We start from the raw sequence: 23,352 nt of genomic DNA, 5'->3' as shown, positions 1-23,352 counted from the left end.
TCAAACACCTCCTTCATGTTCTTTTGAATTTTTATATGTATTAGGCCATTTTATGTACTCGCGTTTACTTTTATGTGTTTTATGTAATTGTTCATTTTCCTTCTCATGCGCTTTATTCCATATTTGAAGTTCCCAAGGAAAAGCTTGATTATTAACATAAAAATAAATATGAGTACCTCGATAACCCTCAATGGATCTATTTTCTATTTTTATTTTATGAGTCGACTTTATTTTTTGATACAAGTCATTGAATTTATTACAATTGTAGTCAAATCCGCCAATTAATATTCTGATTCCCAATAAATCATTCAAACACTTGTTTATTGGAACTTTCCCTTCCTCTTTTTTTCCTGTCTTATAAAAAATCAATTTATGCATTATTGATTCCATTTGTTTCACTCTCATGCGCAAATGCAAATCGGCATAATCATATTCCAATTCAGTTTCAACAATGAAGGCTCTAAGCATCTCATGATAATTTTGGACTAAAGAATAAAAATCCTCTTTGACAATATTAAGTCCATCTTCAAAGGTATCCCTAACCAACTGTTTCTTCATATTTATTAACCGGTTTCTACATTCTTTTAAATATTCATTTGAGAATTCTCCATGTATATCACTAATTTCAGTTATCAAGTGTATTATAGGTTTGTAATCAATGCTTATAATAGTTCCTAACCGCTGACTGAAATCCATCCTTTTTAACCACCACCAAACAATTGTTGTACTTTTGCCCGTACTCTTTTGCTGCTCTTTAGCCATCAGTTAGGACTCTAGCATAATAATTAATTAAGGTTTAAGCTATCTTCGATATCTTAAACTTATAAAACACTTCTACACGCCTCAATAGAACTCCTTCTAAATTAGCGAAATATTTAACAAAAATTTCTATGTTTTTTGAAAAATGCGCAGGCCAGAACCCACGGATTCTCTTACTGCAACCTCTTTATGTTTTTACAACTGGAGTTGAATCGAAATACAAAAAAAGCGCCAAAATTAACTTCCTAGGCGCTCGCGGCTTAATGTACAAAGAAATAGCTCCCCAAAGAGCCATTATGAAAATGTTCGATGGGAAACCAACAATTCCTATATAAAGTAGCATATCTTACGCCGCCTTACAAGTCACAGCCCTTTTCTAAAAGAGGCTCAAACAGTCCAATCAGTACCTAGATCTTATCATACAATGATATTGAGCCTAAAGGAAAGGAGTGTTATGAGTGGGCCAAGTATACGGAAATGGAGCTTCATGTGGAGGTTACGGAGGATTCACAAGTACATCAGCTATTTTAGTCTTGTTTATTCTATTGGTCATTATTTCACGTTCTATATGGTGGTAGGGATCTTTAAAGTAAAAAGATCACGAAGGCAGACGTAAAGTTGCCTTCGTGATCTTATTTTTGTGTGAAAAGCCCGAACAGTTTTTGGCATTCTGACATAGCATAATGTAATTTCTTGTTAATTATTTCAATGGGATTCATTTTGGTTAAAAAAACTTTTAGGGAGAGGATTAAGTGAAAAAACTACTACTGACATTTTTAGCGGGGTTCTTTCTTATAGGGACTTCCTTAAGCGCTGGAGCAGCAGAGCCAGGCGATGAATTACCTGCTAAAGTTATTGCTGCTGAAAGTTGGGAACCTACGCCTGGAACGCCTGAAGAGGAAATAATTTGGGAGTTTCTTCTTAACAAAGAAAAGGAACTGGATATTAGTTCTGGTGAACTTCGGAATCAACTCCGTATTATCAAGAAGGAAACTCATCCTAAAGCAGGAACGGTTCATTACAAACTGAAACAATATATACATGACATTCCCGTGTATGGCGCTGAACAAACCATTCATATAAATAAAAAAGGGAAAATCACCTGTTTACTTGGTAATCTGCTCCCAAGCCAACATCAAAGCTTTTTGCCAGTAGAGGCTAAGCCCCAAATAAGTCCAACTGATGCTATTCAAGTCGCACAAAAAGACGCTGAAAACCAAATCGGAAATATTGGCAAACCTGCAACGGATCCCAAAGCTGATATCTATGTATATTTGCATCAAGGCAAGGCGTGGTTAGTCTATATGACAGAAATGAATACAATTGATCCCAAACCTTTTCGTACACGTTATTTTATCAATGCAAAGGATGGTAGTATCGTGAACAAATATAGCCTACTAGAACAGGCTACAGGAACAGGAACGGGTGTTTTGGGCGACACAAAAACATTTGAAACCAAACAAGTTGGAGCTCAGTTTCAACTCTATGATACGACGCGTGGTAACGGTATAAAAACATACACAGCACTTAACTCATATTTCCTTCCGGGATTTCTTGTAACCAGTAGAAACAATAATAATTGGACAGATGCAGCTGCTGTGGACGCTCATGCCTATGCTGAAAAGGTTTATGATTTCTACAAACACAAATTTAACAGAGATAGCCTAGATGGCGAAGGAATGCAGATTAAATCAACAGTTCATTTAGGCTTGAATTACAATAATGCTTTTTGGAATGGGGAACAAATTGCTTATGGAGATGGTGATGGAGTTAACTTTCGGGCATTCTCTTCAGATTTAGGTGTAATTGGTCATGAATTAACTCATGGCGTTACCCAGTATACGGCAAATTTAGAATATCGAAATGAACCTGGGGCGCTTAATGAATCTATATCCGATATTATGGGCAACTCTATCAAAAACAAAGGATGGCTAATAGGAGAAGATGTGTCGGTAAAAGGAGAAGCTTTTCGTTCCATGCAAGACCCAACACGTTATGATCAACCGGATTCGTACGAGGATCTGTACACAGGTCCATTTGATAATGGAGGAGTCCATATCAACAGTGGAATTAATAACAAAGCCTTCTATTTGCTCGCAGAAGGAGGAACTCATAGAGGGGTAACAGTGTCTGGCATAGGTAGGGATGAAGCAGTCGAAATATATTACCATGCACTTACTCATTATTTGACACCATATGCTAATTTCTCAACTATGAGGGTTGCAGCTATACAAGCAGCAAAAGATTTATTTGGAGATAATTCAAATGAGGCTAAATCAGTAAATAAAGCCTATGATGCTGTTGGGGTTCAGTAATTGCGAAAAATTCTAATAATAAAAGATCACGATGGAGTAATTTTGCCAACGTGATCTTTTTCATGGATGATATTGGGCCCCAACTTACCGGAAGCCATCGAGAAAAAATGCAAGAAAGTTAGTAGGAAAACCAACGATTCTAATAAAAAAGTAGCATAACCCCATTCCATTTTACAAGTGGAAAATATATCCTAAAACTGAATGCTAAGATGAAATGGTTAAATGTCCTTAAGGAGGTGGAATAAATCGGGAATAACCTTGATGATTCCTTTCATATTTATACATATTGTGGTAAAAGCAGAAACTAAATGTTTCGATATTTGTCTGTTTTGTTCGTGTTATGGTATATATTGATCTTTGGATCAAGTCCAAATTTGTGTGTAAATTCCCTCAGCTAGACTGTGCTACATAATGCGAGTCACTTTGGCATCGGACTTTGGCCGATCCTTCCGCCATTCCATGTACTCGGTCATGTCGAGATATTTCTTGCCGGCTGCCCATTTTTCATCCTGTTCCATCAATAGAGCACCAATAAGACGAATCACGGATTCACGGTTTGGGAAGATGCGAATGACACGTTCCCGGCGTCTAACCTCTTCGTTGAGACGCTCAACGCTATTTGTCGTGCGCAGCCGTTTTCGGTAACGCTCTGGCAGCATTAAGACGGCGGTAGCATCGTCAAATCCGCTTTCCAGCACGCCCATCGCCTTACCCGCCTTATCTTCATAAGCCGCTAAGGTCTGTTTTAATAAAAACCTTGCCGTTCCAGTATCAGGAGCATCTAGAATCGACCGTAGACGGCCATGGATCTCATCCTTCAAGGCTTTGGGTGAGGCTTCTAATACATTTCGCGTGAAGTGAGTCTGGCATCGCTGCCATGTTACCCCTTGCAGCTGCTGCCGTACCGCGCGTACAAGGCCGCCATGATCGTCGGAGGTAATGAGATCCACACCTCGTAATCCACGTCCTTTTAGAGAGCTGAAAAACTCACTCCAGCTTGCTTCAGATTCTGTGTCACCCAGCATCAGGCCAAGGACTTCACGATAGCCCTCGGTGTTTACACCAATGGCAATCATGATGCCTCGTGAGCGTACACGACCGTCTTCACGGACCTTGAGATACATCGCATCTACGAGAACAAACGGAAAGAGGCTGTCTGCCAGGCTTCGATTATTCCAAGCAGTTACGATGGGATCCAGCCGCTTACAAAGGTCTGAAACAGTGGATTTAGAAAACTCGGTTCCGCAGAGTTCTTCGGTTACTTGCGAGACTTTACGCGTAGAGACGCCGTTTACGACCATTTCCATCATCGCTAAGATTAACGCTTGTTCACTTCTCTGGTAACGACTAAAGAGCTCTGTCGTGAACTTCCCGCCACGGATGCGCGGAACACTTAGTGTAATGGTTCCCACCCGCGTATGCAGCCCATGTGGATACGATCCATTCCGGTACGCTTTTCGATTCTCTGTTCGTTCATAACGATCTGCTTCCACTTGTTCACTCACCTGTGCTTGTAAGACTTGGTTCAGTACAGACTCGAGCAGCTTGGCTACACCCGCATCCTGAGAATTTCCCAAAAATAGTTGATGCAAAAGCTGCGAATCTACGTTAATCTGGTATTGAGCCATTTCATAACACCTCGTATATTTAGAATTTTGTGTCCCAACATTATTCTAACTGAGGGCTATGAATATGGCTCCTTTCATTTTTTGGAACCTAGCTTTTTACACAATTATACGGACTCAACTGATCTTTGCATTATTAGAGACACTAAATTTATAATAAAAATAGAAAAGAAAGGGAGTGATGCATGATGGATTGTGAAAATATTCACCTAGTACATAAGTTTGAGTGAATGATTTGAAAGCGGTGTTCTAACCATTAATTTAACTAAAAGTGGAGGAAGTAATGGACGTGTAAACCATACTTATACAATAGGGAGGGACATTACTTATCTTAGAAAAATAACCAAACATCAAAATGGTTGTCCGATGTTTTGAAAACGGTTTTGTTCAAGTAAATAAATCTAAGCAAAGCAATTGAATGTAATATATATACTACATTAAGGGGTTGATCTCATGCTAATGGAAATAAATGATCGTTTATTGAAGGTGTTAGAACAGTGTGAATTAAAAGATAATCATTTACATGGAAGATTGTCTCTAATCCTAAATCACCTGTGGGAAGTTCTACCTGAATCAGAACTGACCAAATTAGTGGAGATTGAAGATTTATATATCCAGAAAGGTGTTATTGTTTGTTATACTTCTTACCATATTGGGTATGATGATGCTTTAAAAGAACATCCTTTATACATCAAAACAAATAAAAAGGAGAGGCTGTCATCTTTGAAAATTCCCCTCCTTTTACCGACAACAATGACCACATTTTGACCACGCAGTTAAGTAAAATACGTTATTTAGAGTTAAAAAAATCTCAGTATAAAAAGCGGAAAATCCAGTAATACCGCTAGATAATGAACTATTGATAAAGATGTTGCATTTGCAAAATAGTTTGAGTCTAACTACAATATGGCTAACCTGGCTTGATTAGAAATTGGAATATTGACTGTCCGGGAAAGCGGTCAAGACGAGATCATGGGCGCTTTTTTTCTTGAAATCAGTATCTTGGAGCTATTTTGATCAGAAGCATGCTGTCTCCGTCTTCTAACGGTTTTTTTGTGATTGTGATACAATGTTGACCAAAGAGAAAGGGGAGGACCGAGTGTTTGTTATCCGCTACAGCCATCTAAGTTATCAGCTTGGGCCCAAACTTATCCAAGCGGCGGGCCGGGAAAGAATTATCTGATGGACTCTGCTGGAAGAGCGTCAGGGAAGAACCCCCGAGAACAGGAAACTGGGAAATTCCGTGGCCATTATATGCAGAAGCGGTTATCCGTACCGCGGAAGAGACATTACATTATGCCCGTATAAAGATAATATGATCGATGATTAAAATGAATGAAAAACAAAGGAATGAGACCAGCTATGGCCAAAAATAAAACCAAATATTATGTAGTATGGGAAGGCCGGATTCCAGGGATTTATTCGACTTGGACGGAATGCCAAAAACAAACCCAGGGGTATCCTCAGGCTAAATTTAAATCTTACGAAAATGAGCAGGAGGCAAGAGCAGCTTTTGAAAGAGGATGGAAAAAATCCCTGGATTTCTCTGGGAAGACTAAATCAGCCGCTTCTGCTTCTGCAGAAGCGGCTGCCGAAATAGACTATGACAGTGTTTCGGTAGATGTTGGCTGCTCCGGAAATCCCGGAATTGTTGAGTATAAAGGAGTGGATACAAGAACCGGGGAGATTTTATTCTACCATGGGCCTATTGCCAAGGGAACAAACAATCTTGGAGAGTTTCTTGCAATAGTTCATGCTCTGGCCTATCTGAAACAAAAAGGAAGCAATAAAACTATCTATTCAGATTCCCGGACTGCTTTAAGCTGGGTAAAAAGGAAAGAGATATCGACCAATCTGGTACGGGACGAATCCACAAAGGAAATCTGGACTTTGGTTGACCGGGCTTTGATCTGGTTAAAAACCAACTCTTATAGCAATCCGTTACTCAAATGGGATACGAAAAGGTGGGGGGAAATCAAAGCAGATTTTGGCAGGAAGTAACTCTCCCCGGTCACCTTTTTTACCGGAGTTCCTTGCCAGAATTCCTGTTCTATCATGGGATTTGCTCCTTTGTTATAGAGTAGCAGTATGATTTTACCAAGTCCTTCTTGGAGTGTCACTTAATAATTTTACTTTCATCATGTGATCCCTCTATTTTACAAATTTAAATGGATCCCTCTACAATAAAACAGAAGAAAAGAGGGGGACAATATATGAAAAAACTGATGATTGCCGGAACGGGAAGCGGCGTTGGGAAAACAACGGTCACTTTAGGAATAATGGCCGCTCTTAAGAGAAGAGGGCTGAAGGTCCAGGGCTTTAAGTGCGGACCGGATTATATTGATCCTACTTATCACACTGCGGTTACGGGCCGTCTTTCCCGGAATTTGGACGGTTGGATGGCCGGCAAGGATGCGGTTCAGGAAATTTTTGTCCACGCTTCCTCCGATGCGGACATCAGTATCATAGAAGGGGTCATGGGCTTTTACGACGGAAGAGATCCTCTATCCAATGAGGGAAGCTCGGCAGAGGTATCGTTATTGCTGGATTGTCCGGTTTTGCTCGTTATAAATTGCCGGAGCATGGCCCGGAGTGCTGCTGCTATTGTCAAAGGATTTCAACTGCTGGAACCCGGTGTGAACATAGCTGCAGTATTTGCCAATCATGTTGGAAGCAAGGGGCATTACCAACTTGTCAAAAAAGCAGTGGAGAAAGAATGCGGGGTACCCGTAGTGGGTTATATGACCAGGGAGGAAGAGGTTTGTATACCGGAACGGCACCTCGGATTGATTCCTTCGGTAGAAAGAGGCGAATTGGCCCCGTTGTTTGGAAAGCTTGCGGATTGTATGGAGCTTGGACTTGATATGGACCGGCTTCTTTCCCTAAGTGAGTCTGCACCAGTCAACACCGACCGAAATGACCGGATACACCTGTATGCACCAAAGCCGCAGGTAGGAGAAGGGTTGGTTATTGCCGTAGCCAAGGATGCCGCTTTCCATTTTTATTACCCCGAGAATCTGGAACTTCTGGAAGCATACGGGGCAAAATGCGTGTATTTTTCTCCGTTGAATAACGAACCCGTACCAGCAGAGGCAAGCGGTTTAATTTTGGGAGGAGGTTATCCCGAAGAATTCGCAATTACTCTTGCCGGGAATGTTGTCACGATGAGGTCAATACGTAAAGGTATTCTTTCAGGCATGCCTACGATCGCCGAGTGTGGAGGTTATATGTATTTGGCCAAAGAAATTGTGAATACCCAGGGAGATTCTTACCCAATGGTAGGACTTCTGCCCGCTAAAGTAATCATGCAGAATCGTCTGGCTGCCTTGGGATACAGGGAAATAAGCGGCTGGGGCCAACACGAGCTTCTGCCTGAAGGGGAAACGGCGAAAGGGCATGAATTCCATTATTCAACCCTTCATGTTGAAGAGGGGGCTGAATGGACGCCAAATGTTAAAGTTAAAGGCAAGGGAGGCGAATTTTCTCCGGAGGGAGTACGTCTTCAGTCTTTATTTGCGGGATATACCCATATGCATTTTGCATCTAATGAAGAGATTGTACCAAGATGGCTTGGACTTTGCAGGCGTTTTGAAAAGAACAGGGAAAGGGTAGAAAACCGGTCCAAGGCATAGGCGGTAAAGGTCTGAGGCGAAAGGTTGACTTTTTGATGTGAAAGCGGTGATAATAATACAAAATAAGATCACAAAGCTTTGATAGGAAGTAGTAGGTCGTTGTCAGTCTGCTCAGAGAGCCGATGGTTGGTGGGAATCGGATGGACGGACGAACTGAATGGATCCTTAAGCTCTGCAGGGGAACGAAAGCAGACTGTTTACGGCCGCTTTTTAGTATCCTGCAGCGTTATCCTCCCCGTTACCGGAGATATAAGGTCTGTTAACCGGCATACAACCAGGTGTCCAGGTTAAAGATAAATTAGGGTGGTACCACGGCTTTTCGTCCCTTTCCAGACGAAGAGCTTTTTTATATTCTATTTAAAGATGGGGGTTTTGTAGATGAAACGAGTTTTATCGGGGATGCAACCTAGCGGGCAGCTTACTCTTGGCAATTATATCGGAGCACTACGCAATTATGTGAAAATGCAGGAACAATACGACTGTTATTTTATGGTGGTGGATCATCATGCCATTACTGTTCCTCAGGACCCGGCTGCCTTAAGGGAACAGACCGAATCAGCTGTGGCCCTTTACCTGGCCGCGGGACTGGATGCGGACAAGGCTTGTGTATTCCTTCAGTCCCATGTACCTGCCCATGTCGAACTGGGTTGGATTTTAACAACGATAACTTATATGGGTGAACTCGAAAGGATGACCCAATTTAAAGACAAATCTGCAGGGAAGGAGACGGTTGGAGCCGGATTATTTACTTATCCGTCCTTGATGGCAGCTGATATTTTACTTTATAATGCTGATCTGATTCCGGTAGGAGAGGATCAAAAGCAGCATCTGGAACTGACTCGGGACCTAGCCGCACGTTTCAACAATCGCTTTGGGGAGACTTTTCGTATGCCCGATCCTTATATTCCGGAGGTAGGGGGGCGGATTATGTCTCTCGATGATGCTTCCAAAAAAATGAGCAAGAGCAATCCAAATAAAAACAGCTTTATTACGATGCTGGACGAACCTTCTGTAATACGCAAAAAAATCAGCCGTGCAGTTACGGATTCAGGCAGAGAAGTCAGATTTGATCCGGTGCAAAAATCTGAAATCAGTAACTTGATGAGCATTTATACACATTGTTCGGATTTAACCCTGGCTGATTTAGAAGCTAAATATGAAGGGCAAGGATATGGAGCTTTCAAAAAAGATCTGGCAGAGGCTGTGGTCTCGACTTTCGAACCTATTCAGCAGCGCTACCGGGAGATCCGGGAATCCGGCTATATCTTTGATGTATTGAAGAAGGGAGCAGAGAAAGCTTCTGAAACGGCGGAACTAACCTTAAATGAAGTCAAAGAGAAAATGGGCTATATTCTTCCTCTCTGAGAGAAATAAGGTGCCTTCTTCTTAAGAAAAAAGTGCCCGAAACCAGGGCCCTTTTTTCTTTTCCCATAATCCTATCCACTTCTCTGTCTAACTCTTTTAAGTACTTTTGAGACTACGTAAAATATACGTTATGCACTTGCCACTTTCAGGGAAACGGCCAGCCACAGCTCCTTCAAACTGACACATACACCTACTGCCCCCAATAATACGGTACCTCCGACAGCGAATAAAAGGGCTATCCATCGCGGCATAGTTTCACGACCTTTCAAAGTTTTTAAAATGTGTGTATATAATTTAAACTCCTTCACATACTATCTTTGCAAGCTTGCAACTACATCAAAGACTAATAAGCTTACCGAAAGGAGTCTGATCCTCATATGGGAACAGGACAATCTCGCAGCAGTAATGTACTCGTAGTACCACAAGCTAACCAAGCTCTTGAGCAGCTGAAATATGAAGTAGCTCAAGAACTGGGTATTCAAATTCCTCAAGATGGATATTATGGCTACATGGCAACTCGTGACACTGGAGCAATCGGGGGAAATATCACCCGCCGCCTGGTACAAATTGCCGAGCAATCCCTAGCAGGTCAATTTCGTTAATCGTAAGACCCTTACCTATCCATAAGTTTTTATGTCCGATGCAATAGAAAGCTCAAGGGAAATGTCCCTTGGGCTTTTGCCTTAACAGCAGCCGCAGGAAGCCATTAAAGAAGAACAACTTTTAAAGTTGCTCTCTTTAATGGCTATTTAAATTCAGTCTTTTTTCGAGCTTGGTTTCACTTAGCCATCCTACATAAGAATTTAAATGACGGTAATCATGATCCATGAGCAGAACGGCTACAAAAGGATACTGCTTACGATGGCGATAGCGGACATCAGTCCATCTGACTTCATAACCCCAAGGATGTTGCGAGACAGCTGCACACGTATAAGAGGAAAAGTGCAGCAGTGCCTCAATATCTGTATTAGTTTTGGAAGCCTCAACAGCAGGATGATTATCACAGATAACCACGTCTACCCAGCGCAAACGGTTATTTCTTAAATCTCCAAGTACATAAGTCCCGTCCGCTCTTGTTTTCACTATGTTCCAGGCATATAGACTGTATGTTGGAATCAACAGGTATTGATCTCCGTTCTGATAATCGGGATCCTGCCTTGAGAGTCCCTTCTCAAGCCTGGAATGTACAACCGTCCGCCAGACATAATACAGGGCAATAATTCCATAGAGCACCGGAAATACAATCTCGGGGGGCACCAGATGGAAAGACCAGAGCAGGATACATAGAACATGGCTGGCAAAGATAAATGGATCAAAAATGTGTATAATGTTCCATGAGATCCATTTATGAGTGAAAGGCCTGAATGCTTGTGTTCCATAAGTATTAAAACAGTCGGTAAATACATGAAAAGCTACCGCTATAAAAACCCACATTCCTACGTGAAACAGGGGAAGCCCCCGGAAGACCAAAGCCAGAACTCCAGTGATCAGCAGGGTCCATATAGCTAGAAAAGGAAGGGAGTGAGTGATTCCCCGATGATTCCGGATATAAGCGGCATTATCTTTACATCTTAGCAGTGTATCGCTGTCGGGAGCTTGGGAGCCAAGAACCGTTCCAATAAACACTGCGGTCATTATCGTGGAGTCTTTTGCGACTATAGGATCAATGAGTGAGAGGCCGGCAAGGCCAAAGCCTATAACTAGGTGAGTTCCCGTATCCAAATACATTTCCTCCTAACATACGTGTCCTTTAGCTCATTCTATAGTTTACCATTTTCCCTGACAATTTAAATCAGCGGGAGGCCAAAAATATACAAAGTTTTTATAGAATACAAAATATTAGAAGAGTTTTGTGAACATTATATGTACTTTATGAAAATACAGACGGAAAAACATGGGATTACATGGATGGAAGGGACGGATCAGCCTTTATTGTTTGTTGAATTGTGGGATAACGTCTCTCTTGAAGAATTTGAAACCATGAAAAAAGAACGTAAGGCTCCTTCACATCCTGAATAGGGAAAGCTGGAGGGCTGGGTTAAGGGAGGCTTGTCCAAGCTTCACATTTGGCATTTTAAGGTGCTTTAGACGAAAAAAACAAAAAGGCCCCGCAGGGCCTTTAAAACTTACTTCCGGGTTTTATAACCCGGATAATAATAATTAAGCGGTTCAGTAAATGTAATGTAATCAAGATTTACCATTAGCAGCAAATATCTCATACCCGTTTTTGGATCGCTGATAATGATATGGTCACGGCCTGCGGCTTCAAGTACTCCCTGAAATACCTTGGCGTTCCATTCTGAATTATTTTCAAATGTCATGTAGATGGTGGCAACTTTACCAAGGTTTAACCGCAAAATATTTTCAATAAAAGACTCTTCCATGGGCAGTTGGGGGACAATTCCTTGAGGAGTGACCCCCATCCCGGCCGAAACCTGGGAAGGAACTCCCATCCCGGCCGGAGCCAGGGGTGTTTGCTGAGCAGCAGCTCCCGGCTGTCCATAGCCGGTAAAACCGGGCGGATATGTAGGGTATCCTTGCTGGGGGCGGCCCCTTGATAACCTTGTTGATAATACCCGTAAGGCGAGCTTCCTTTGTAAGCCATGCAACAGATTCCTCCTTATCTTTCAGCAATTTTATAAAATTAATAAGACCCAGGGACAATCTTCAGGAGTCGGAGAAAGAAACAATGTTTTTTTGTAACGGTCCGATTTTTTCTGTTTGTAGCAAATATCCAGATAATCCCCGGAAGGGCGGAAAACCAGAGAGAATTGGTGACGGGCGGGAAATATCCCCCTGGAGCATGCCAGATTCCCCTTCCCTTTGGCTTTCCATCTCATTAAACGGGCCAGCGGCTTTTGATCATGGGCTGTTTGCTTTGATTACCGACATGTAAGGTGTTCCTCCTCCCTTCCTGGCCATACACCGTTTTATTTTACGCTTTCTAGGCGCAGTCCCTTTTAATATGTATGAAGACTGGGCGGTTTTAGTGTCAGTCCCAAAAAAATAAAAATGACATGCCGCTATTTTCTTCTTTATCCCGATCCTATATAGGTGAAATCGAATACCCCCTGAGTTATCGGCCCAATCATCAATTCCTCCATCATTTTCCTCCACAGGCCATCCATTTTTTTAGCTTCATTTTTTGGACAAAAATGTCGAAAAAAGATAAAAGAAAGCAGATAACTTTAAAAGAATAAAGGGGAGAAATCAATGGGAGGAAAAGTGACTTTTTTGCACTCGATTAAAGGAAAACTGGCTTTGTTTTTTTGTATTCTGTTTGTGGTTTTCGGTACAGTGGTACAAGGTTACAATGCTTATAAGCTAAATAAAAGCATTCAGGATTCGACAGAAGAGAGATCCCAGATCCTTATTCACGAATTGGATAACATGATAAACGCCGTTGCGGACAAAGCCAGTACCTCTATAAATATGCTTTCCGGGGCGGATGATATGCTCACTGTCGTTGGAGGAAAAGGGGATAAAGCAGCCCAGGAGGCGGCTGCCTCCAGACTTGTCAATCTGTTCAAGCAAATAAAAGAGTCCGGGGAATCACTTGTTATTTATGTGGCTTTACCTAATGGGCAGATGTATGATTATCCGAAATCAGAAGGGAATTATGATGATGTAACAAATTCTTCCTGGTATACATCGGCCGCAGCAAAACCCGATCAGATTCTTTGGTCGGACCCTTACCCAGATCAGGTAACAGGTGAAACAGTCCTGACATTATCCAAGGCTATTGTTGAGAACGGACAAGTCCGCGGTGTTGTAGGAATGGATATTTCGCTCAAAAATATGAATAAGATGATTTCCAAAGAGACTTTGCAACTGGAGAAAGGCAGCCCCTTTATCGCAGACCGGAACGGGACACTTCTTGCACATCCTACCCGTGCCGGAGAGAATGTGAAAGATGATGTTTATTGGAATTCGGTTAAAGAGAATGATAAAGGCCGGAATGAGAATAATGACCAAGGAGAAAGACAGATTATTTTCCATGGAACCAACTCTCTAACCGGATAGAAACTTGGCGTGGTTTATTCATATGAGGAGCTGTACGGAGAACTTTCACGATCCATGCTTCTTCTTGTTCTTCTATCAGCCGCAATGGTTGTAGGGGTTGCCGTTCTCAGTTTCTTTGTTATCGGATATTATACTAAGCAGCTTGCCCAGCTTGTCGCAGGAGTCCAGCAGGTGGCGAATGGCAACTTAAGCAAAAAACTTCCTTCATCCAAGAGAAAAGATGAGGTCAGCCTTCTCACGGAAAGCTTCAATGTCATGATCGACGAGCTGAGAGGCATGATTCGGTCAGTAGGGGAAGCAACTGCCAAAGTAGATCAGTCCGTCGTCGAGGTAAAGGAGATCTCGGCCAAATCACTTACAACAGGCCAGGAAATTAACCGCGCTATTGAGGAAGTGGCTAATGGGGCAGTGCAGCAGGCAGCCGATGCCGAACGTTCCAATTTACAGATAGAGTCTCTTGTCGGACAATTCCAGACAGTCAAAAAATCCGGGGAAGAAGTTTTGGAAATGTCCCGCTCCGTGGAAGACTCCATTTATAAAGGAATGGATCAGATTACCCAGCTGCATGTGAAGAATGCCGAGTCCTCGGAAACTATGAAATCCGTTAGCGGAACCCTGGATGAGCTTATTGTCAACATGGAAAAGGTAGGAGATATCACGAAAACAATCAACGGTATTGCAGCCCAGACCAATTTACTGGCCCTCAATGCAGGAATTGAAGCTGCGCGTGCAGGGGAACACGGCCGAGGGTTTGCCGTTGTGGCCCAGGAAGTCCGTAAACTGGCTTCTCAAACCTCTGAAGCGGTAACGACTGTACAGGATATGCTTGAAAACTTTGCCCAAAGTGCCGGGAAAGCAGTGAAAGAAATGGGCAAGGCTAATAGGATTGAAGACGAGAGATCAGAAGCTGTAAATGGAACTGCACAATCGTTTGAAACGATTTTTATGCTGAGCGGGGAAATGCTGAAGGCTATAACCAGAATTAACGATGAAATAGAGCGTATGACTTCAGGCACGGAGGAAGTCTCCGATGCCGCCCAAACCATCTTGTCTTTGACAGAGGAGACGTCGGCTTCAGCAGAAGAGGTATCAGCTTCGGTTGAGGAGCAGAGTCATTCGATGGAGAAACTGCATGAATTGGCTGAAAAGCTATACTTAGAAGGCGAAATGCTAAAAGACCGAATCAAAAACTTTAAATTGTAAAATGGATTTTGTGAAATTGATTCAATGATTAATCAGTAACAATTATCACTGTAGACCCTCCGGAATACCGAAAAAACGGGAGAAATATTCGACAAAATGATGAATTTCTCCCTTCTTTCGTTGTAAAAGATTATCTCCGTTGCTATAGTTGATTGTAGAGATTCTTAGATGCGAAAGTTTTTTTTCTGGGAGGGTAACTAAATTGGAAAAACCGATAAGCTACGAAGCAGCTTCCGAGATCGGAATGCAGCATGGTGCCGTGGCTGTGGATGAAGCCGACGTTATGACGGATCAAGGTCCCGCAACCTGGAGGGACTTTGTGCGTTTAACGAAACCGGGAATTTTATTTTCTAATTCTATAGCCGCCTTTGGTGGATTTTGGATTGCGACTTCAGCTTTTGAGCTTGATAACAAATGGCTGCAGCTCTTACTGACATTGGTGGGAACCGTTTTAGTCATGGCCTCAGGCTGTGTCTTAAATAATTACTTAGACCGGGATATGGATACTAAAATGACAAGAACCCAGAAAAGGGCCCTGCCAAGCGGTAAAATCCAACCTTCGGTTGTGCTCATTTATGGTATTGTCCTTGGCATCCTCGGTGTAGGTGTTCTATACGCCGTCAGTCCATTATGTTCCTTGCTTGGATTTATAGGATTGTTTGTATACGTGTGGCTATATACGGTTTGGTTTAAAAGGACCTCCGTCTGGGGGACATTCGTAGGCAGCTTTGCAGGTGCCATGCCTCCATTAATCGGATATTGTGCCGTATCCCAGCAAATTGACTGGGGAGCCATATTGCTTTACAGTATCCTCTTTTTGTGGCAGCCGCCCCACTTCTGGGCACTTGGTATCCGCCGCAGGGAAGAGTATGCGGCAGCAGGAGTTCCTTTGCTGCCTGTAGTCAAGGGTATTCATGCCACCAAGATCAGCATGTTGCGTTATATTGTCCTTTTGGGGCCTGTATCCATCTCTCTGTACGCTTTGAACTTAGTAGGTGTGGTTTATCTAATGGCAGCTTCCATTATGGGATTGATCTGGGCTTACCTTGCTTACACAGGGTTTAAAACAGATGACGATGAAAAATGGGCAAAGGGCATGTTTGTCTACTCCATCAACTACTTGACGATTCTGTTTATTTTAATGGTTGTGGACTCGGTATTTCCTTTCTGAGGCCGCTCTAAGATCCCATGTAATTTCATGGGATCTTTTTTTGAAATTAAGTAAGGGTTATTCCCTGGACTGGAACAGGAGTTGAAACAGATGTCTGCTTTTTTGCAAAAAAACTGGTTTAAACTGGCTATTACTATTATTTTGCTGTCCATCATTGCTTCCTTTGCCTATAAACTTTGGGTGAGCAATGGAAACGGTACCAATGACAAACATCTAGACCCGGTGATGGAGGAGCCCTCTTTTGAATTTACCCGGATGGACGGGCAGAAGGTGGGCAAAGAGGATTTGAAGGATACCGTTCATCTTGTTTATTTCTTTTTCGGTCAATGTCCGGACGTCTGTCCCGTTACAAACGATTTGATGCGCAAGATTCAAAATCAGCTGAAAGAAAAAAATATGCTTGGAGATAAGGTGAAGATGCTCTCCATTACGTTTGACCCGGAAAGAGATACACCTGAGTTTTTGAAGGAATATGCAAAAAGGTACCAGGCTGATCCAGCAGGCTGGTGGTTCTTAAGGGATGATCATGAGAAGGTCAAAGACATGATGAAAAAGCTTAATATGACCATAGAGAGTGACGGAAAAGGATACTTTTTACATTCGAATACCATTTTTCTGGTAGACCGTAAAGGAATGGTCAGAACGAATTACACCCCTGGCGGTGAAGCAAGGAATGAATTGGATATTGATGCGATAGTACGGGATATTAAGACGCTTACTAAAGAAAAATAGATCAGAAAGCAGGGAAGCCAGGGGGGTAAACCAATACATCCTCCAGCCCTGCTTTTTCTAATTGGAGCAGCAAATATTTTTCCGGTGTTCCTTCAACTCCTGCATATCCTTTCCGGGTATATAGATGATAGGCGTCAGGAAAGAGCTCTCTTAGCAGGCCGCGGATTTTTTTGCCTGAGGGATCATTATCAGTGAAAATGTAGATTTCTTTTCCCTGAACTTGTTTCTTTAGCTTTTCGAGTGATTCAACCCCGGGTGTACCGAACGTACATAACACGTCAACTTCAGGAAGAAGAAGACGTCTGAGCCGGGAACGGTCATTTTTTCCTTCCACGATGACGGCTATAGACATAAGACAACCCTCATTTAGCAAAAATAATTGCCTCTTTATTATAGATTAAATAAGCAAAAAAGATAAAACGGCTTTGCGAATACCGGTCATAGCCCCGTTTTTTACTGTCTACTTGACGGGGCTATGACCATACTGCAAAACCGTTTGTCCCTTATTGTAATTATAGGCAGAAAGTATAAAATTCCGATATTGGCAAAAGCGGGTTATAAGGCTGAAGCAGCTTTAAAGGAACGGACTGGCAGAAAGAGCAGGGCCAGCATAAGAATGAAAAAAGCAATGAAATAAGGTGATACGGTTTCCCGGAAGTGTCCAGCCAGTAAAGGACCGAAGAAGGCTCCGATGGAAAAGGAAACAGACAGGAAAGAGAAGGCTTTACCATAATGCTGTTTGCTGGAAATAGCGGCAAGCAGGGTCGATAATGCCGGAAAAATAATTCCCTTGGCCATGCCGAGCATAAAGAGAGAAACTGTCAAGGGTATGGGGGTATCAACAGCCATGATGAAGAAAACGAGAGCTAGTGCCAGGCTGCCGAACATGGTCCGGTATAACGACGGAATACGATTTAAAAAAAGCAGGCTTAATGTACACAAGGCCCCGAGGCTAACCAATGAAAAGAAAATACCGGAAGTGAGAATAGAACTCTGGGAAGTTTTCATCATGGGCAGTTCAAAAAATAAAATCCCCTGAGAACAGGAAACGGCCAGAGGAATGATGTAAAACATCCAGGGGATCTGCAGCCTGTCTTTTTTAATCGGCCTGGCCCGTGCTTCTTGTTTCATAAAAGGGACTGCGGGACTTGTTTTTTCTTCCTTAACCCCTACTATGGACAAAAATCCGGTTATGATCAGAATCCATCCCAGAATGGTAAATGATGCCGTAAATCCTACTTTTGCTACTAATAAAGCTCCTGCCGCCGGAGAAAGTACGGAGGCCAGTGTATGGACCAGTCCGTTTACGGCCATCAATTTCCCTTGCTGGATATGGTCCTTAGCCATTTTGGCAAGTAAAGCCATACAGGAGGGTGACAGAAATGCCAGGACGAAACCGCTGACCGAACGGATGAGAAGCAATTCCCATGGGTCTGTGACGTTTGATTGAAATAGCAGTATGATTCCTGCTACAATCAAGCTGGACACAATAAATGGCTTGCTGCCGTAACGGTCAACCCCATATCCGGCCAGAATATTGCCTGGAAGATGAGTTATGGAGTAAACGCCCAGGATAAGCCCTATGAAGGATGGCGCAGCTCCGAGAGATAACGCAAAAGGAGATAAGATCGGGTATTGGGCATGAAGATCGAAAAAAGCCACAAACAAAAACAAATAAAGCCATACGGCTGTCCGCATGTAGGTTCACCGCCTTCACTGTACTGTAGAAATGGCAAGTCCTGTCTATCCTACTTGTACGCAGGCGGACCGCCAGATATGCCTGTTTTGTCCAAACAGGAAGCTGGGAGGTTGTCCTATGAAAGTAGCGATTATTGCTTTCCTGGTTCTTGCATTTTATATCTTCCTCCGTCTTCGTATGACTTACAGGTCCACAAGTATGAATGTGAAAAAAGAAGAAGAGATACGGCGGAAGCTTCAGGAATTGCGCAGAAAACGCGAAGAAGATTAGAAAAGGGTGAGGAGGAACTAAGTTGGATTCACTTTCGTTGTTTCTACAAGAACGCTGGTTTGTCCTTATTATAGGTATAGTCGTTATTATGTTGGCGTGGAAATTATTTAAGGCACTGCTCAAATGGATCGTCATTTTGGCCGTGCTCGCAGCTGTAGTGATCTATGGCTCCAGTTATGTTACAAAAGCGGAAGGCAGCCCAATAATGGAAAGTCCGCATCAGGCTGCTGATTTGAAGGATATTTCATCTGCACAAGTCTAATTCAAGGAAAAAGTAAGGTGAAGATAATTGAACGGAACAGGAGAATGGCTGTTTTCACTAAATTTAATATCTATTTTAATTATCATCGTTCTGCTCGGTTCCGTTGTTCAAGGAGCAATTCGCGGTGCATCGGGCTCGGTTCGGCGATTGTTTCTTATGATATTGCAAGGAATTATTACGATCATAAGCCTGCTCGTAACCTGGCAGCTCGCCCAATATGCATCTCCCCATTTGCAAAGCTGGCTGCAAAATAAAAACATTACGATTCCAAGCGGGGATTTGAACTATTTTAAACAACTGTACTATACTGTCGTGACCGGAATCAGAGATTTCACCTTATTCCGGATCGGACTATTATTCCTTCTGATCTATTTAATTATTAAGCCGCTGCTTAGCTGGATACTATCTCCCTTTATGGGGAGATGGTTAAGCGGACATTACAGGGGAGAAATGGATGGGACCCATTCCCTGGTCAGCGCAGTCGTTGGAGGCGCAATAGGAGTGATAATGGGGGCGGCACGGTCACTGATCATTATCATGATTTTATTTATTTACGCATCGGTTTACCCCCAGTTACCGATGACTTCTTATATTCAGGCCTCACCTATTTATCAAAAGGGGGCACAAGAAATTATTGCCCCGTTCACGGGTGATTTCATCACTTCCCAAATCCCGATATTCACACGGGCGGTCGAGCAGGAGTTCAACCAGATTCTGCAGCGGAAATATGAGGTAGTGGATGCTAATGTCCCGGATGATATCGTGGCGGCGGCAAAAAAGGTAACGGCAGGAGCCAAAACGGACGAGGAAAAAGCCCGCCGCCTATATAAATGGGTCGGTTCCCGGGTGAAATATGACTGGAACAAAGTGAAGATGTATGAAGAGCAGCGCGTCTGGAAAGAACAAACTCCCCAAGATACATTCACTTCACGGGAAGGCGTCTGCATTGATTACTCCCGTTTATATGCTGTTATGGCGCGTGCTGTCGGACTTGATGTTAAAGTAGTAACCGGTCTTGGGTACGACGGGAAAGGAGGGTATGGACCGCATGCATGGAACGAGGTGTATCTGGCAGAAAAGGATAAATGGGTTCCTCTAGACTCAACATGGTATTCCAGCGGAGGTAACTGGTTTAACCCGCCTAATTTTGACCAGACCCATATCAGAGAGGCTTAAGCTGCTGAGAGCCGTTTTTTCGTACGGAAGTATGAAGAAACGGCTTCTATAGATCTATGGGTTGATCTTCTACCTAAACAAAGCAGGGATATACGCTTCATTTTGCTTTTATGAGGGGGTCCATCGCAAGAGAGAAAGCGCTTACGGACGGTCGCTATGATTTCGCGATCATGTCTCTTCTTGCGGCCGAGAAGCTTATCCAATCCAATGCCCCAGTAGAGATAGGCCTTTCATTAGGAAAACAATCATACGTATCCGGGTACACTGTGTTCGTCGGCCATGATCAGATCAAGGAACTTAAAGACGGGATGAGAATAGGTATTGATTCCAGCTCTACCGAGCAGGTGGATCTTACAATGGCAGAATGCGAGAATCTGGATGTCGAGTTTGTAGAGGCTAACTATATGCATTTGTTTGACATGTTGGTCCGGGGAGAAATTGATGCGGAGATTTGGGACAACGAGGATACTATGCAAAACACCTCAATGCCCAACATTCCGCTTTGCACCAGGAAGGCCAAGGAGATGGATAAGAAACTGACCGAAGCCGTTTGCCTTGTGCATGCAAATAATAGCACGTTGAAAGAAGTTCTTGGTACGCTGCCTTTGGAAGACATTTTAAACATACAGAAGGCTGTGATTGATGGGACTGTAACCCCCCGATATTAAAAAGAAAGGGGAGGCATGAACTCATTTTTGCGGGGGCTGGTTGCCAATAATCTGAGTTTGGCAGACTTCTACGTTTCACTTTCATTCTAAAATACAAAAAAACTGTACAATGAATGTTGCCGGAAGAAATGGGTTGAGCAGATGTTTTTGCAAAAAGTCCCGCTATTTAGGCCATTTTAAAACAATGTCGGATGTTGGGGCCACAGTGGCTGAGTATTTCTCTACACCCGCGCCTGAAAACGACTCTTCTTTTCTAAGGCTAATAAGGTAAAAGATTTTGCTTACGGCGCTGTTCATTCCGGAGAATATGGGATAAGATATAAGGCAAAGTGTGTCTGACATAGCGGGGGCAGCCCCGCTATGTTTTATTTACTTTCATGCTTCCTTTGGCTGCAAACGTTGTTTGACAAAATTAATCCATTCCCTTACGGCATAGGATATATACTGTTCCTTCGGCCATATCATGGCCAGGCTCCAATCGATGGAAGGTTCTACCAGCGGAATCGTTATTACCCGATTCGGGTTGAGCTCCCGGCAAATGCTTTCCGGCAGCATGGAAATGCCAAGGCCTGCCGCCACCATCTCGCTAATAAAATCCCACTGCGAGCTTTCATAGACTACTTTTGGCTGAAAACCTGCACGGATGCATTCTTCCGGAATGCGGTCATGCAGAACAAAGCCTTCCCGGAATAAAATGAATGGTTCATGCTCCAGTTTTTTTAAAGCGATAACAGTTTGTCCCGCAAGCCGGTGCTTCGGGTATACGACGACCATTAATTTCTCGTGAACAAAAGGAAATGAGTCAAAAGTACCGCTTGGAATCGGCAGCAGTACCACTCCAATATCTAAATGTCCTTCTTCTACTTGTTCTTCAACCTTTTTGGCACCCTCTTCAATCAGCTGAATTTCAATATTGGGGTACTTATGGTGGAACTCGCCAATAATATGGGGAAAAAAGCGTGAGCCGACCATTGGTGGAAGTCCCATACGAATCTTCCCTTTTTTCAAGTGAATCGTATTGGCCAATTCTATAGACAAATTTTCAAAAGACTTGACGATTTGCTGTGCCTGGAGGAGAATGGATTGTCCCGCATCAGTCAGCATGACTTGCTTGGTTGATCGGTCAAGCAGGACTACACCCAATTCATCTTCAATGTTTTTGATCATCTTGCTTATGGTCGGTTGCGTAATATGCAGAACATCTGCCGCTTTAGTAAAGCTCTTGCAACGGACAACTTCAATGAAATATTTAAGATGGCGGATATCCAATTCGGACTCTCCTTTCATGACCCCTTATCATAGATAAAATGAATGGAAACAATTCTATATATGTATTTTACCTATTTTCATAACCGTTGTATACTGTTTTCTTAGAGAGAGGAGGATGGGAGATGAAAAAATGGATCACGATTGCTTTACAAATGGGGCTGCTGTGGCTTTTCGCCGTTCTGGGAGGCCTTGTCTCAGATTACTTGCATCTTCCCATTTCCGGAAGCATTATCGGAATCTTTATTTTATTTACTTGTCTGAAGCTTCGCATACTTCCGCTTCAATGGTTCGAACAGGGGGCTGACTGGCTGCTGGCCACACTGCTCTTGTTCTTCATTCCTGCGGCAGTCGGAATTATTGAACACAGTGAACTGGTGAGTATGGCGGGCATCGGATTGATTGGGATGGTTATACTTAGCACGTTTCTTGTAATGAGCTCAACCGGCCTGGTGGCCGAATTTATTTCACGCATGAGAAGAGGTAACACTAAATGATAATGGCAAGTATAGCTTGTTTTCTTTTGACCGTTGTTGGATTCTTTGGTTTTCAACATCTTTATAAAAGAACAAAAAAATGGTATTTTACACCCTTACTGGCAGTTCCTGCTTTATTGATTGTCTTTCTATTGTTGACCGATATTCCGCTAACTGCATATAATCAAGGGACCAAATGGCTATCGAATATGCTTCAGCCTGCAACCGTAGCCTTTGCCATCCCGTTGTATAAATTTTATCCGCTGCTCAAAAAACATGCTGCCGAAATTATTTCGAGCGTTTTGCTGGGTTCCGCAGTTGCAGTTGTGACCTCGGTGTTGCTATTGCATGTAATAAAAGCCAGTCCGCAAATGATTGAAAGTATGATTCCACGATCCATCACGACTCCAATCGCGATGAAAGTTTCCGAATCGTTAGGCGGAATACCTGCGATTACGGCAGCTTTCGTCATTCTGACCGGTATCATTGGATCGATGATTGGGCCTATCGTTATCGAAAAATTCCGGATCCGGGGCAATATATCAAGAGGTGTTCTCCTTGGAATGGGTGCACATGGCGCCGGAACATCAAAGGCTTATGAACTGGGAAATGTGGAGGGGGCTATTGCCAGCGTATCCATGATTATTGCAGCTTTAGCTACTTTAATGGTAATCCCGATATCGGGCTTTCTGAACTAAAAATTCCCCTGC

General features: G+C 43.0%; 25 protein-coding genes and 1 other annotated feature. Of the genes, 17 read left to right on the top strand and 8 right to left on the bottom strand.

The annotated features are described in order from the left end of the window. Positions 1-762: a RelA/SpoT-related domain-containing protein gene (locus BXP28_RS11195; RefSeq protein ID WP_023483533.1), complete on the bottom strand. Its 762-nt coding sequence runs from the start codon at positions 760-762 to the stop codon at positions 1-3. Between the two features lie 749 nt (positions 763-1,511). On the opposite strand from BXP28_RS11195, the gene BXP28_RS11185 reads away from it, so the two are divergent. Beyond that, positions 1,512-3,074: a M4 family metallopeptidase gene (locus tag BXP28_RS11185; protein WP_036654894.1), complete on the top strand. Its 1,563-nt coding sequence runs from the start codon at positions 1,512-1,514 to the stop codon at positions 3,072-3,074. Positions 3,075-3,478: 404 nt separating this feature from the next. Here BXP28_RS11185 and BXP28_RS11180 read toward each other — a convergent pair whose 3' ends face one another. Next, positions 3,479-4,702 carry an IS256 family transposase gene (locus tag BXP28_RS11180; protein WP_023483236.1) on the bottom strand — a complete coding sequence of 408 codons (1,224 nt, stop codon included), beginning with the start codon at positions 4,700-4,702 and terminating at the stop codon, positions 3,479-3,481. 450 nt (positions 4,703-5,152) lie between these two features. Between BXP28_RS11180 and BXP28_RS11175 the strand changes: the two genes are divergently transcribed. The 4 genes from BXP28_RS11175 to trpS all read left to right on the top strand — a co-directional run bounded on the left by BXP28_RS11175 (position 5,153) and on the right by trpS (position 9,696). Then, positions 5,153-5,467, top strand: coding sequence for a hypothetical protein (locus tag BXP28_RS11175; protein WP_036654891.1), 315 nt, complete (start codon positions 5,153-5,155; stop codon positions 5,465-5,467). Between the two features lie 594 nt (positions 5,468-6,061). Then, positions 6,062-6,700: a ribonuclease H gene (gene rnhA / locus BXP28_RS11170; RefSeq protein WP_036654889.1), complete on the top strand. Its 639-nt coding sequence runs from the start codon at positions 6,062-6,064 to the stop codon at positions 6,698-6,700. A gap of 212 nt (positions 6,701-6,912) precedes the next feature. Next, positions 6,913-8,331, top strand: coding sequence for a cobyrinic acid a,c-diamide synthase CobB (locus BXP28_RS11165; RefSeq protein WP_051427900.1), 1,419 nt, complete (start codon positions 6,913-6,915; stop codon positions 8,329-8,331). Between the two features lie 69 nt (positions 8,332-8,400). Continuing rightward, positions 8,401-8,661 (top strand) — a binding site (T-box leader). A gap of 48 nt (positions 8,662-8,709) precedes the next feature. Continuing rightward, entirely contained in the window at positions 8,710-9,696 is a 987-nt protein-coding gene (gene trpS / locus BXP28_RS11160) for a tryptophan--tRNA ligase (protein WP_036654887.1), read from the top strand. A gap of 128 nt (positions 9,697-9,824) precedes the next feature. Here the strand turns inward: trpS and BXP28_RS24225 are convergent, their stop codons facing one another. Further along, positions 9,825-9,947 carry a hypothetical protein gene (locus BXP28_RS24225; RefSeq protein ID WP_257125688.1) on the bottom strand — a complete coding sequence of 41 codons (123 nt, stop codon included), beginning with the start codon at positions 9,945-9,947 and terminating at the stop codon, positions 9,825-9,827. A 126-nt stretch (positions 9,948-10,073) separates the two neighbouring features. Between BXP28_RS24225 and BXP28_RS11155 the strand changes: the two genes are divergently transcribed. Beyond that, positions 10,074-10,298 carry an alpha/beta-type small acid-soluble spore protein gene (locus BXP28_RS11155; RefSeq protein ID WP_023483255.1) on the top strand — a complete coding sequence of 75 codons (225 nt, stop codon included), beginning with the start codon at positions 10,074-10,076 and terminating at the stop codon, positions 10,296-10,298. A 136-nt stretch (positions 10,299-10,434) separates the two neighbouring features. Here the strand turns inward: BXP28_RS11155 and BXP28_RS11150 are convergent, their stop codons facing one another. Then, positions 10,435-11,418, bottom strand: coding sequence for a metal-dependent hydrolase (locus tag BXP28_RS11150; protein ID WP_036654885.1), 984 nt, complete (start codon positions 11,416-11,418; stop codon positions 10,435-10,437). A gap of 141 nt (positions 11,419-11,559) precedes the next feature. Here BXP28_RS11150 and BXP28_RS22750 point away from each other — a divergent pair, with 141 nt between their 5' ends. After that, positions 11,560-11,715, top strand: coding sequence for a hypothetical protein (locus BXP28_RS22750; RefSeq protein ID WP_155116366.1), 156 nt, complete (start codon positions 11,560-11,562; stop codon positions 11,713-11,715). Between the two features lie 107 nt (positions 11,716-11,822). Here BXP28_RS22750 and gerQ read toward each other — a convergent pair whose 3' ends face one another. After that, a complete protein-coding gene (gene gerQ / locus BXP28_RS11145; RefSeq protein WP_237089054.1) occupies positions 11,823-12,305 on the bottom strand; it encodes a spore coat protein GerQ in 483 nt (160 codons plus the stop codon). Positions 12,306-12,909: 604 nt separating this feature from the next. On the opposite strand from gerQ, the gene BXP28_RS11135 reads away from it, so the two are divergent. From BXP28_RS11135 to BXP28_RS11120, 4 genes are all read left to right on the top strand, one after another. Further along, positions 12,910-13,719 carry a PDC sensor domain-containing protein gene (locus BXP28_RS11135; protein ID WP_023483258.1) on the top strand — a complete coding sequence of 270 codons (810 nt, stop codon included), beginning with the start codon at positions 12,910-12,912 and terminating at the stop codon, positions 13,717-13,719. A 9-nt stretch (positions 13,720-13,728) separates the two neighbouring features. Further along, on the top strand, positions 13,729-14,922 hold the full coding sequence (locus BXP28_RS11130; protein ID WP_023483259.1) for a methyl-accepting chemotaxis protein: 1,194 nt from the start codon (positions 13,729-13,731) through the stop codon (positions 14,920-14,922). A 202-nt stretch (positions 14,923-15,124) separates the two neighbouring features. Continuing rightward, the gene (gene cyoE / locus BXP28_RS11125; protein WP_023483260.1) at positions 15,125-16,093 is read left to right on the top strand and encodes a heme o synthase; all 969 of its coding nucleotides are present in this window, start codon (positions 15,125-15,127) and stop codon (positions 16,091-16,093) included. Between the two features lie 90 nt (positions 16,094-16,183). Beyond that, positions 16,184-16,825 carry an SCO family protein gene (locus BXP28_RS11120; RefSeq protein ID WP_023483261.1) on the top strand — a complete coding sequence of 214 codons (642 nt, stop codon included), beginning with the start codon at positions 16,184-16,186 and terminating at the stop codon, positions 16,823-16,825. Between the two features lies 1 nt (position 16,826). Here BXP28_RS11120 and BXP28_RS11115 read toward each other — a convergent pair whose 3' ends face one another. After that, positions 16,827-17,177, bottom strand: coding sequence for a toprim domain-containing protein (locus BXP28_RS11115; protein WP_023483262.1), 351 nt, complete (start codon positions 17,175-17,177; stop codon positions 16,827-16,829). Between the two features lie 203 nt (positions 17,178-17,380). After that, positions 17,381-18,523 carry an MFS transporter gene (locus tag BXP28_RS11110; protein ID WP_023483263.1) on the bottom strand — a complete coding sequence of 381 codons (1,143 nt, stop codon included), beginning with the start codon at positions 18,521-18,523 and terminating at the stop codon, positions 17,381-17,383. Between the two features lie 118 nt (positions 18,524-18,641). Between BXP28_RS11110 and BXP28_RS22745 the strand changes: the two genes are divergently transcribed. The 4 genes from BXP28_RS22745 (at position 18,642) to BXP28_RS11095 (ending at position 20,900) form a co-directional block, all read left to right on the top strand. After that, positions 18,642-18,794 (top strand): hypothetical protein, encoded by a 153-nt coding sequence (locus tag BXP28_RS22745; protein WP_155116295.1) that lies wholly within the window; start codon positions 18,642-18,644, stop codon positions 18,792-18,794. A 22-nt stretch (positions 18,795-18,816) separates the two neighbouring features. Next, positions 18,817-19,056 carry a hypothetical protein gene (locus BXP28_RS11105; RefSeq protein WP_036654880.1) on the top strand — a complete coding sequence of 80 codons (240 nt, stop codon included), beginning with the start codon at positions 18,817-18,819 and terminating at the stop codon, positions 19,054-19,056. A gap of 27 nt (positions 19,057-19,083) precedes the next feature. Continuing rightward, positions 19,084-20,232 carry a transglutaminase-like domain-containing protein gene (locus BXP28_RS11100; protein ID WP_036654878.1) on the top strand — a complete coding sequence of 383 codons (1,149 nt, stop codon included), beginning with the start codon at positions 19,084-19,086 and terminating at the stop codon, positions 20,230-20,232. A gap of 110 nt (positions 20,233-20,342) precedes the next feature. Then, a complete protein-coding gene (locus BXP28_RS11095; RefSeq protein WP_051427899.1) occupies positions 20,343-20,900 on the top strand; it encodes a YhfZ family protein in 558 nt (185 codons plus the stop codon). 375 nt (positions 20,901-21,275) lie between these two features. Here the strand turns inward: BXP28_RS11095 and cidR are convergent, their stop codons facing one another. Further along, on the bottom strand, positions 21,276-22,169 hold the full coding sequence (gene cidR, locus BXP28_RS11090) for a cidABC operon transcriptional activator CidR (protein ID WP_036654876.1): 894 nt from the start codon (positions 22,167-22,169) through the stop codon (positions 21,276-21,278). 122 nt (positions 22,170-22,291) lie between these two features. Here cidR and BXP28_RS11085 point away from each other — a divergent pair, with 122 nt between their 5' ends. Together BXP28_RS11085 and BXP28_RS11080 are read left to right on the top strand one after the other, a co-directional pair. After that, positions 22,292-22,663, top strand: coding sequence for a CidA/LrgA family holin-like protein (locus BXP28_RS11085; RefSeq protein WP_023483267.1), 372 nt, complete (start codon positions 22,292-22,294; stop codon positions 22,661-22,663). Further along, on the top strand, positions 22,663-23,340 hold the full coding sequence (locus BXP28_RS11080) for an LrgB family protein (RefSeq protein ID WP_374049678.1): 678 nt from the start codon (positions 22,663-22,665) through the stop codon (positions 23,338-23,340). The genes BXP28_RS11085 and BXP28_RS11080 overlap by 1 nt, the downstream gene beginning before the upstream one ends. Positions 23,341-23,352 lie beyond the last annotated feature (12 nt).

The organism is Paenibacillus larvae subsp. larvae, from assembly GCF_002003265.1.
In the GTDB taxonomy this organism is placed as follows: domain Bacteria; phylum Bacillota; class Bacilli; order Paenibacillales; family NBRC-103111; genus Paenibacillus_H; species Paenibacillus_H larvae.
Note: the sequence above shows the minus strand (reverse complement) of the source record. Positions and strands in the feature narration are given on the sequence as shown.

Excerpts from the sequence above, each read along its gene's own strand:
- BXP28_RS11085 (WP_023483267.1), top strand. The coding sequence starts at position 22,292 with ATGAAAAAATGGATCACGATTGCTTTACAAATGGGGCTGCTGTGGCTT.
- BXP28_RS22750 (WP_155116366.1), top strand. The coding sequence starts at position 11,560 with ATGTACTTTATGAAAATACAGACGGAAAAACATGGGATTACATGGATG.
- BXP28_RS11155 (WP_023483255.1), top strand. The coding sequence starts at position 10,074 with ATGGGAACAGGACAATCTCGCAGCAGTAATGTACTCGTAGTACCACAA.
- BXP28_RS11135 (WP_023483258.1), top strand. The coding sequence starts at position 12,910 with ATGGGAGGAAAAGTGACTTTTTTGCACTCGATTAAAGGAAAACTGGCT.
- BXP28_RS11110 (WP_023483263.1), bottom strand. The coding sequence starts at position 18,523 with ATGCGGACAGCCGTATGGCTTTATTTGTTTTTGTTTGTGGCTTTTTTC.
- BXP28_RS11120 (WP_023483261.1), top strand. The coding sequence starts at position 16,184 with ATGTCTGCTTTTTTGCAAAAAAACTGGTTTAAACTGGCTATTACTATT.
- BXP28_RS11180 (WP_023483236.1), bottom strand. The coding sequence starts at position 4,702 with ATGGCTCAATACCAGATTAACGTAGATTCGCAGCTTTTGCATCAACTA.
- trpS (WP_036654887.1), top strand. The coding sequence starts at position 8,710 with ATGAAACGAGTTTTATCGGGGATGCAACCTAGCGGGCAGCTTACTCTT.
- BXP28_RS11175 (WP_036654891.1), top strand. The coding sequence starts at position 5,153 with ATGCTAATGGAAATAAATGATCGTTTATTGAAGGTGTTAGAACAGTGT.
- BXP28_RS11115 (WP_023483262.1), bottom strand. The coding sequence starts at position 17,177 with ATGTCTATAGCCGTCATCGTGGAAGGAAAAAATGACCGTTCCCGGCTC.
- BXP28_RS11165 (WP_051427900.1), top strand. The coding sequence starts at position 6,913 with ATGAAAAAACTGATGATTGCCGGAACGGGAAGCGGCGTTGGGAAAACA.
- BXP28_RS11195 (WP_023483533.1), bottom strand. The coding sequence starts at position 762 with ATGGCTAAAGAGCAGCAAAAGAGTACGGGCAAAAGTACAACAATTGTT.
- BXP28_RS22745 (WP_155116295.1), top strand. The coding sequence starts at position 18,642 with ATGAAAGTAGCGATTATTGCTTTCCTGGTTCTTGCATTTTATATCTTC.
- BXP28_RS24225 (WP_257125688.1), bottom strand. The coding sequence starts at position 9,947 with ATGCCGCGATGGATAGCCCTTTTATTCGCTGTCGGAGGTACCGTATTA.
- BXP28_RS11095 (WP_051427899.1), top strand. The coding sequence starts at position 20,343 with ATGAGGGGGTCCATCGCAAGAGAGAAAGCGCTTACGGACGGTCGCTAT.
- rnhA (WP_036654889.1), top strand. The coding sequence starts at position 6,062 with ATGGCCAAAAATAAAACCAAATATTATGTAGTATGGGAAGGCCGGATT.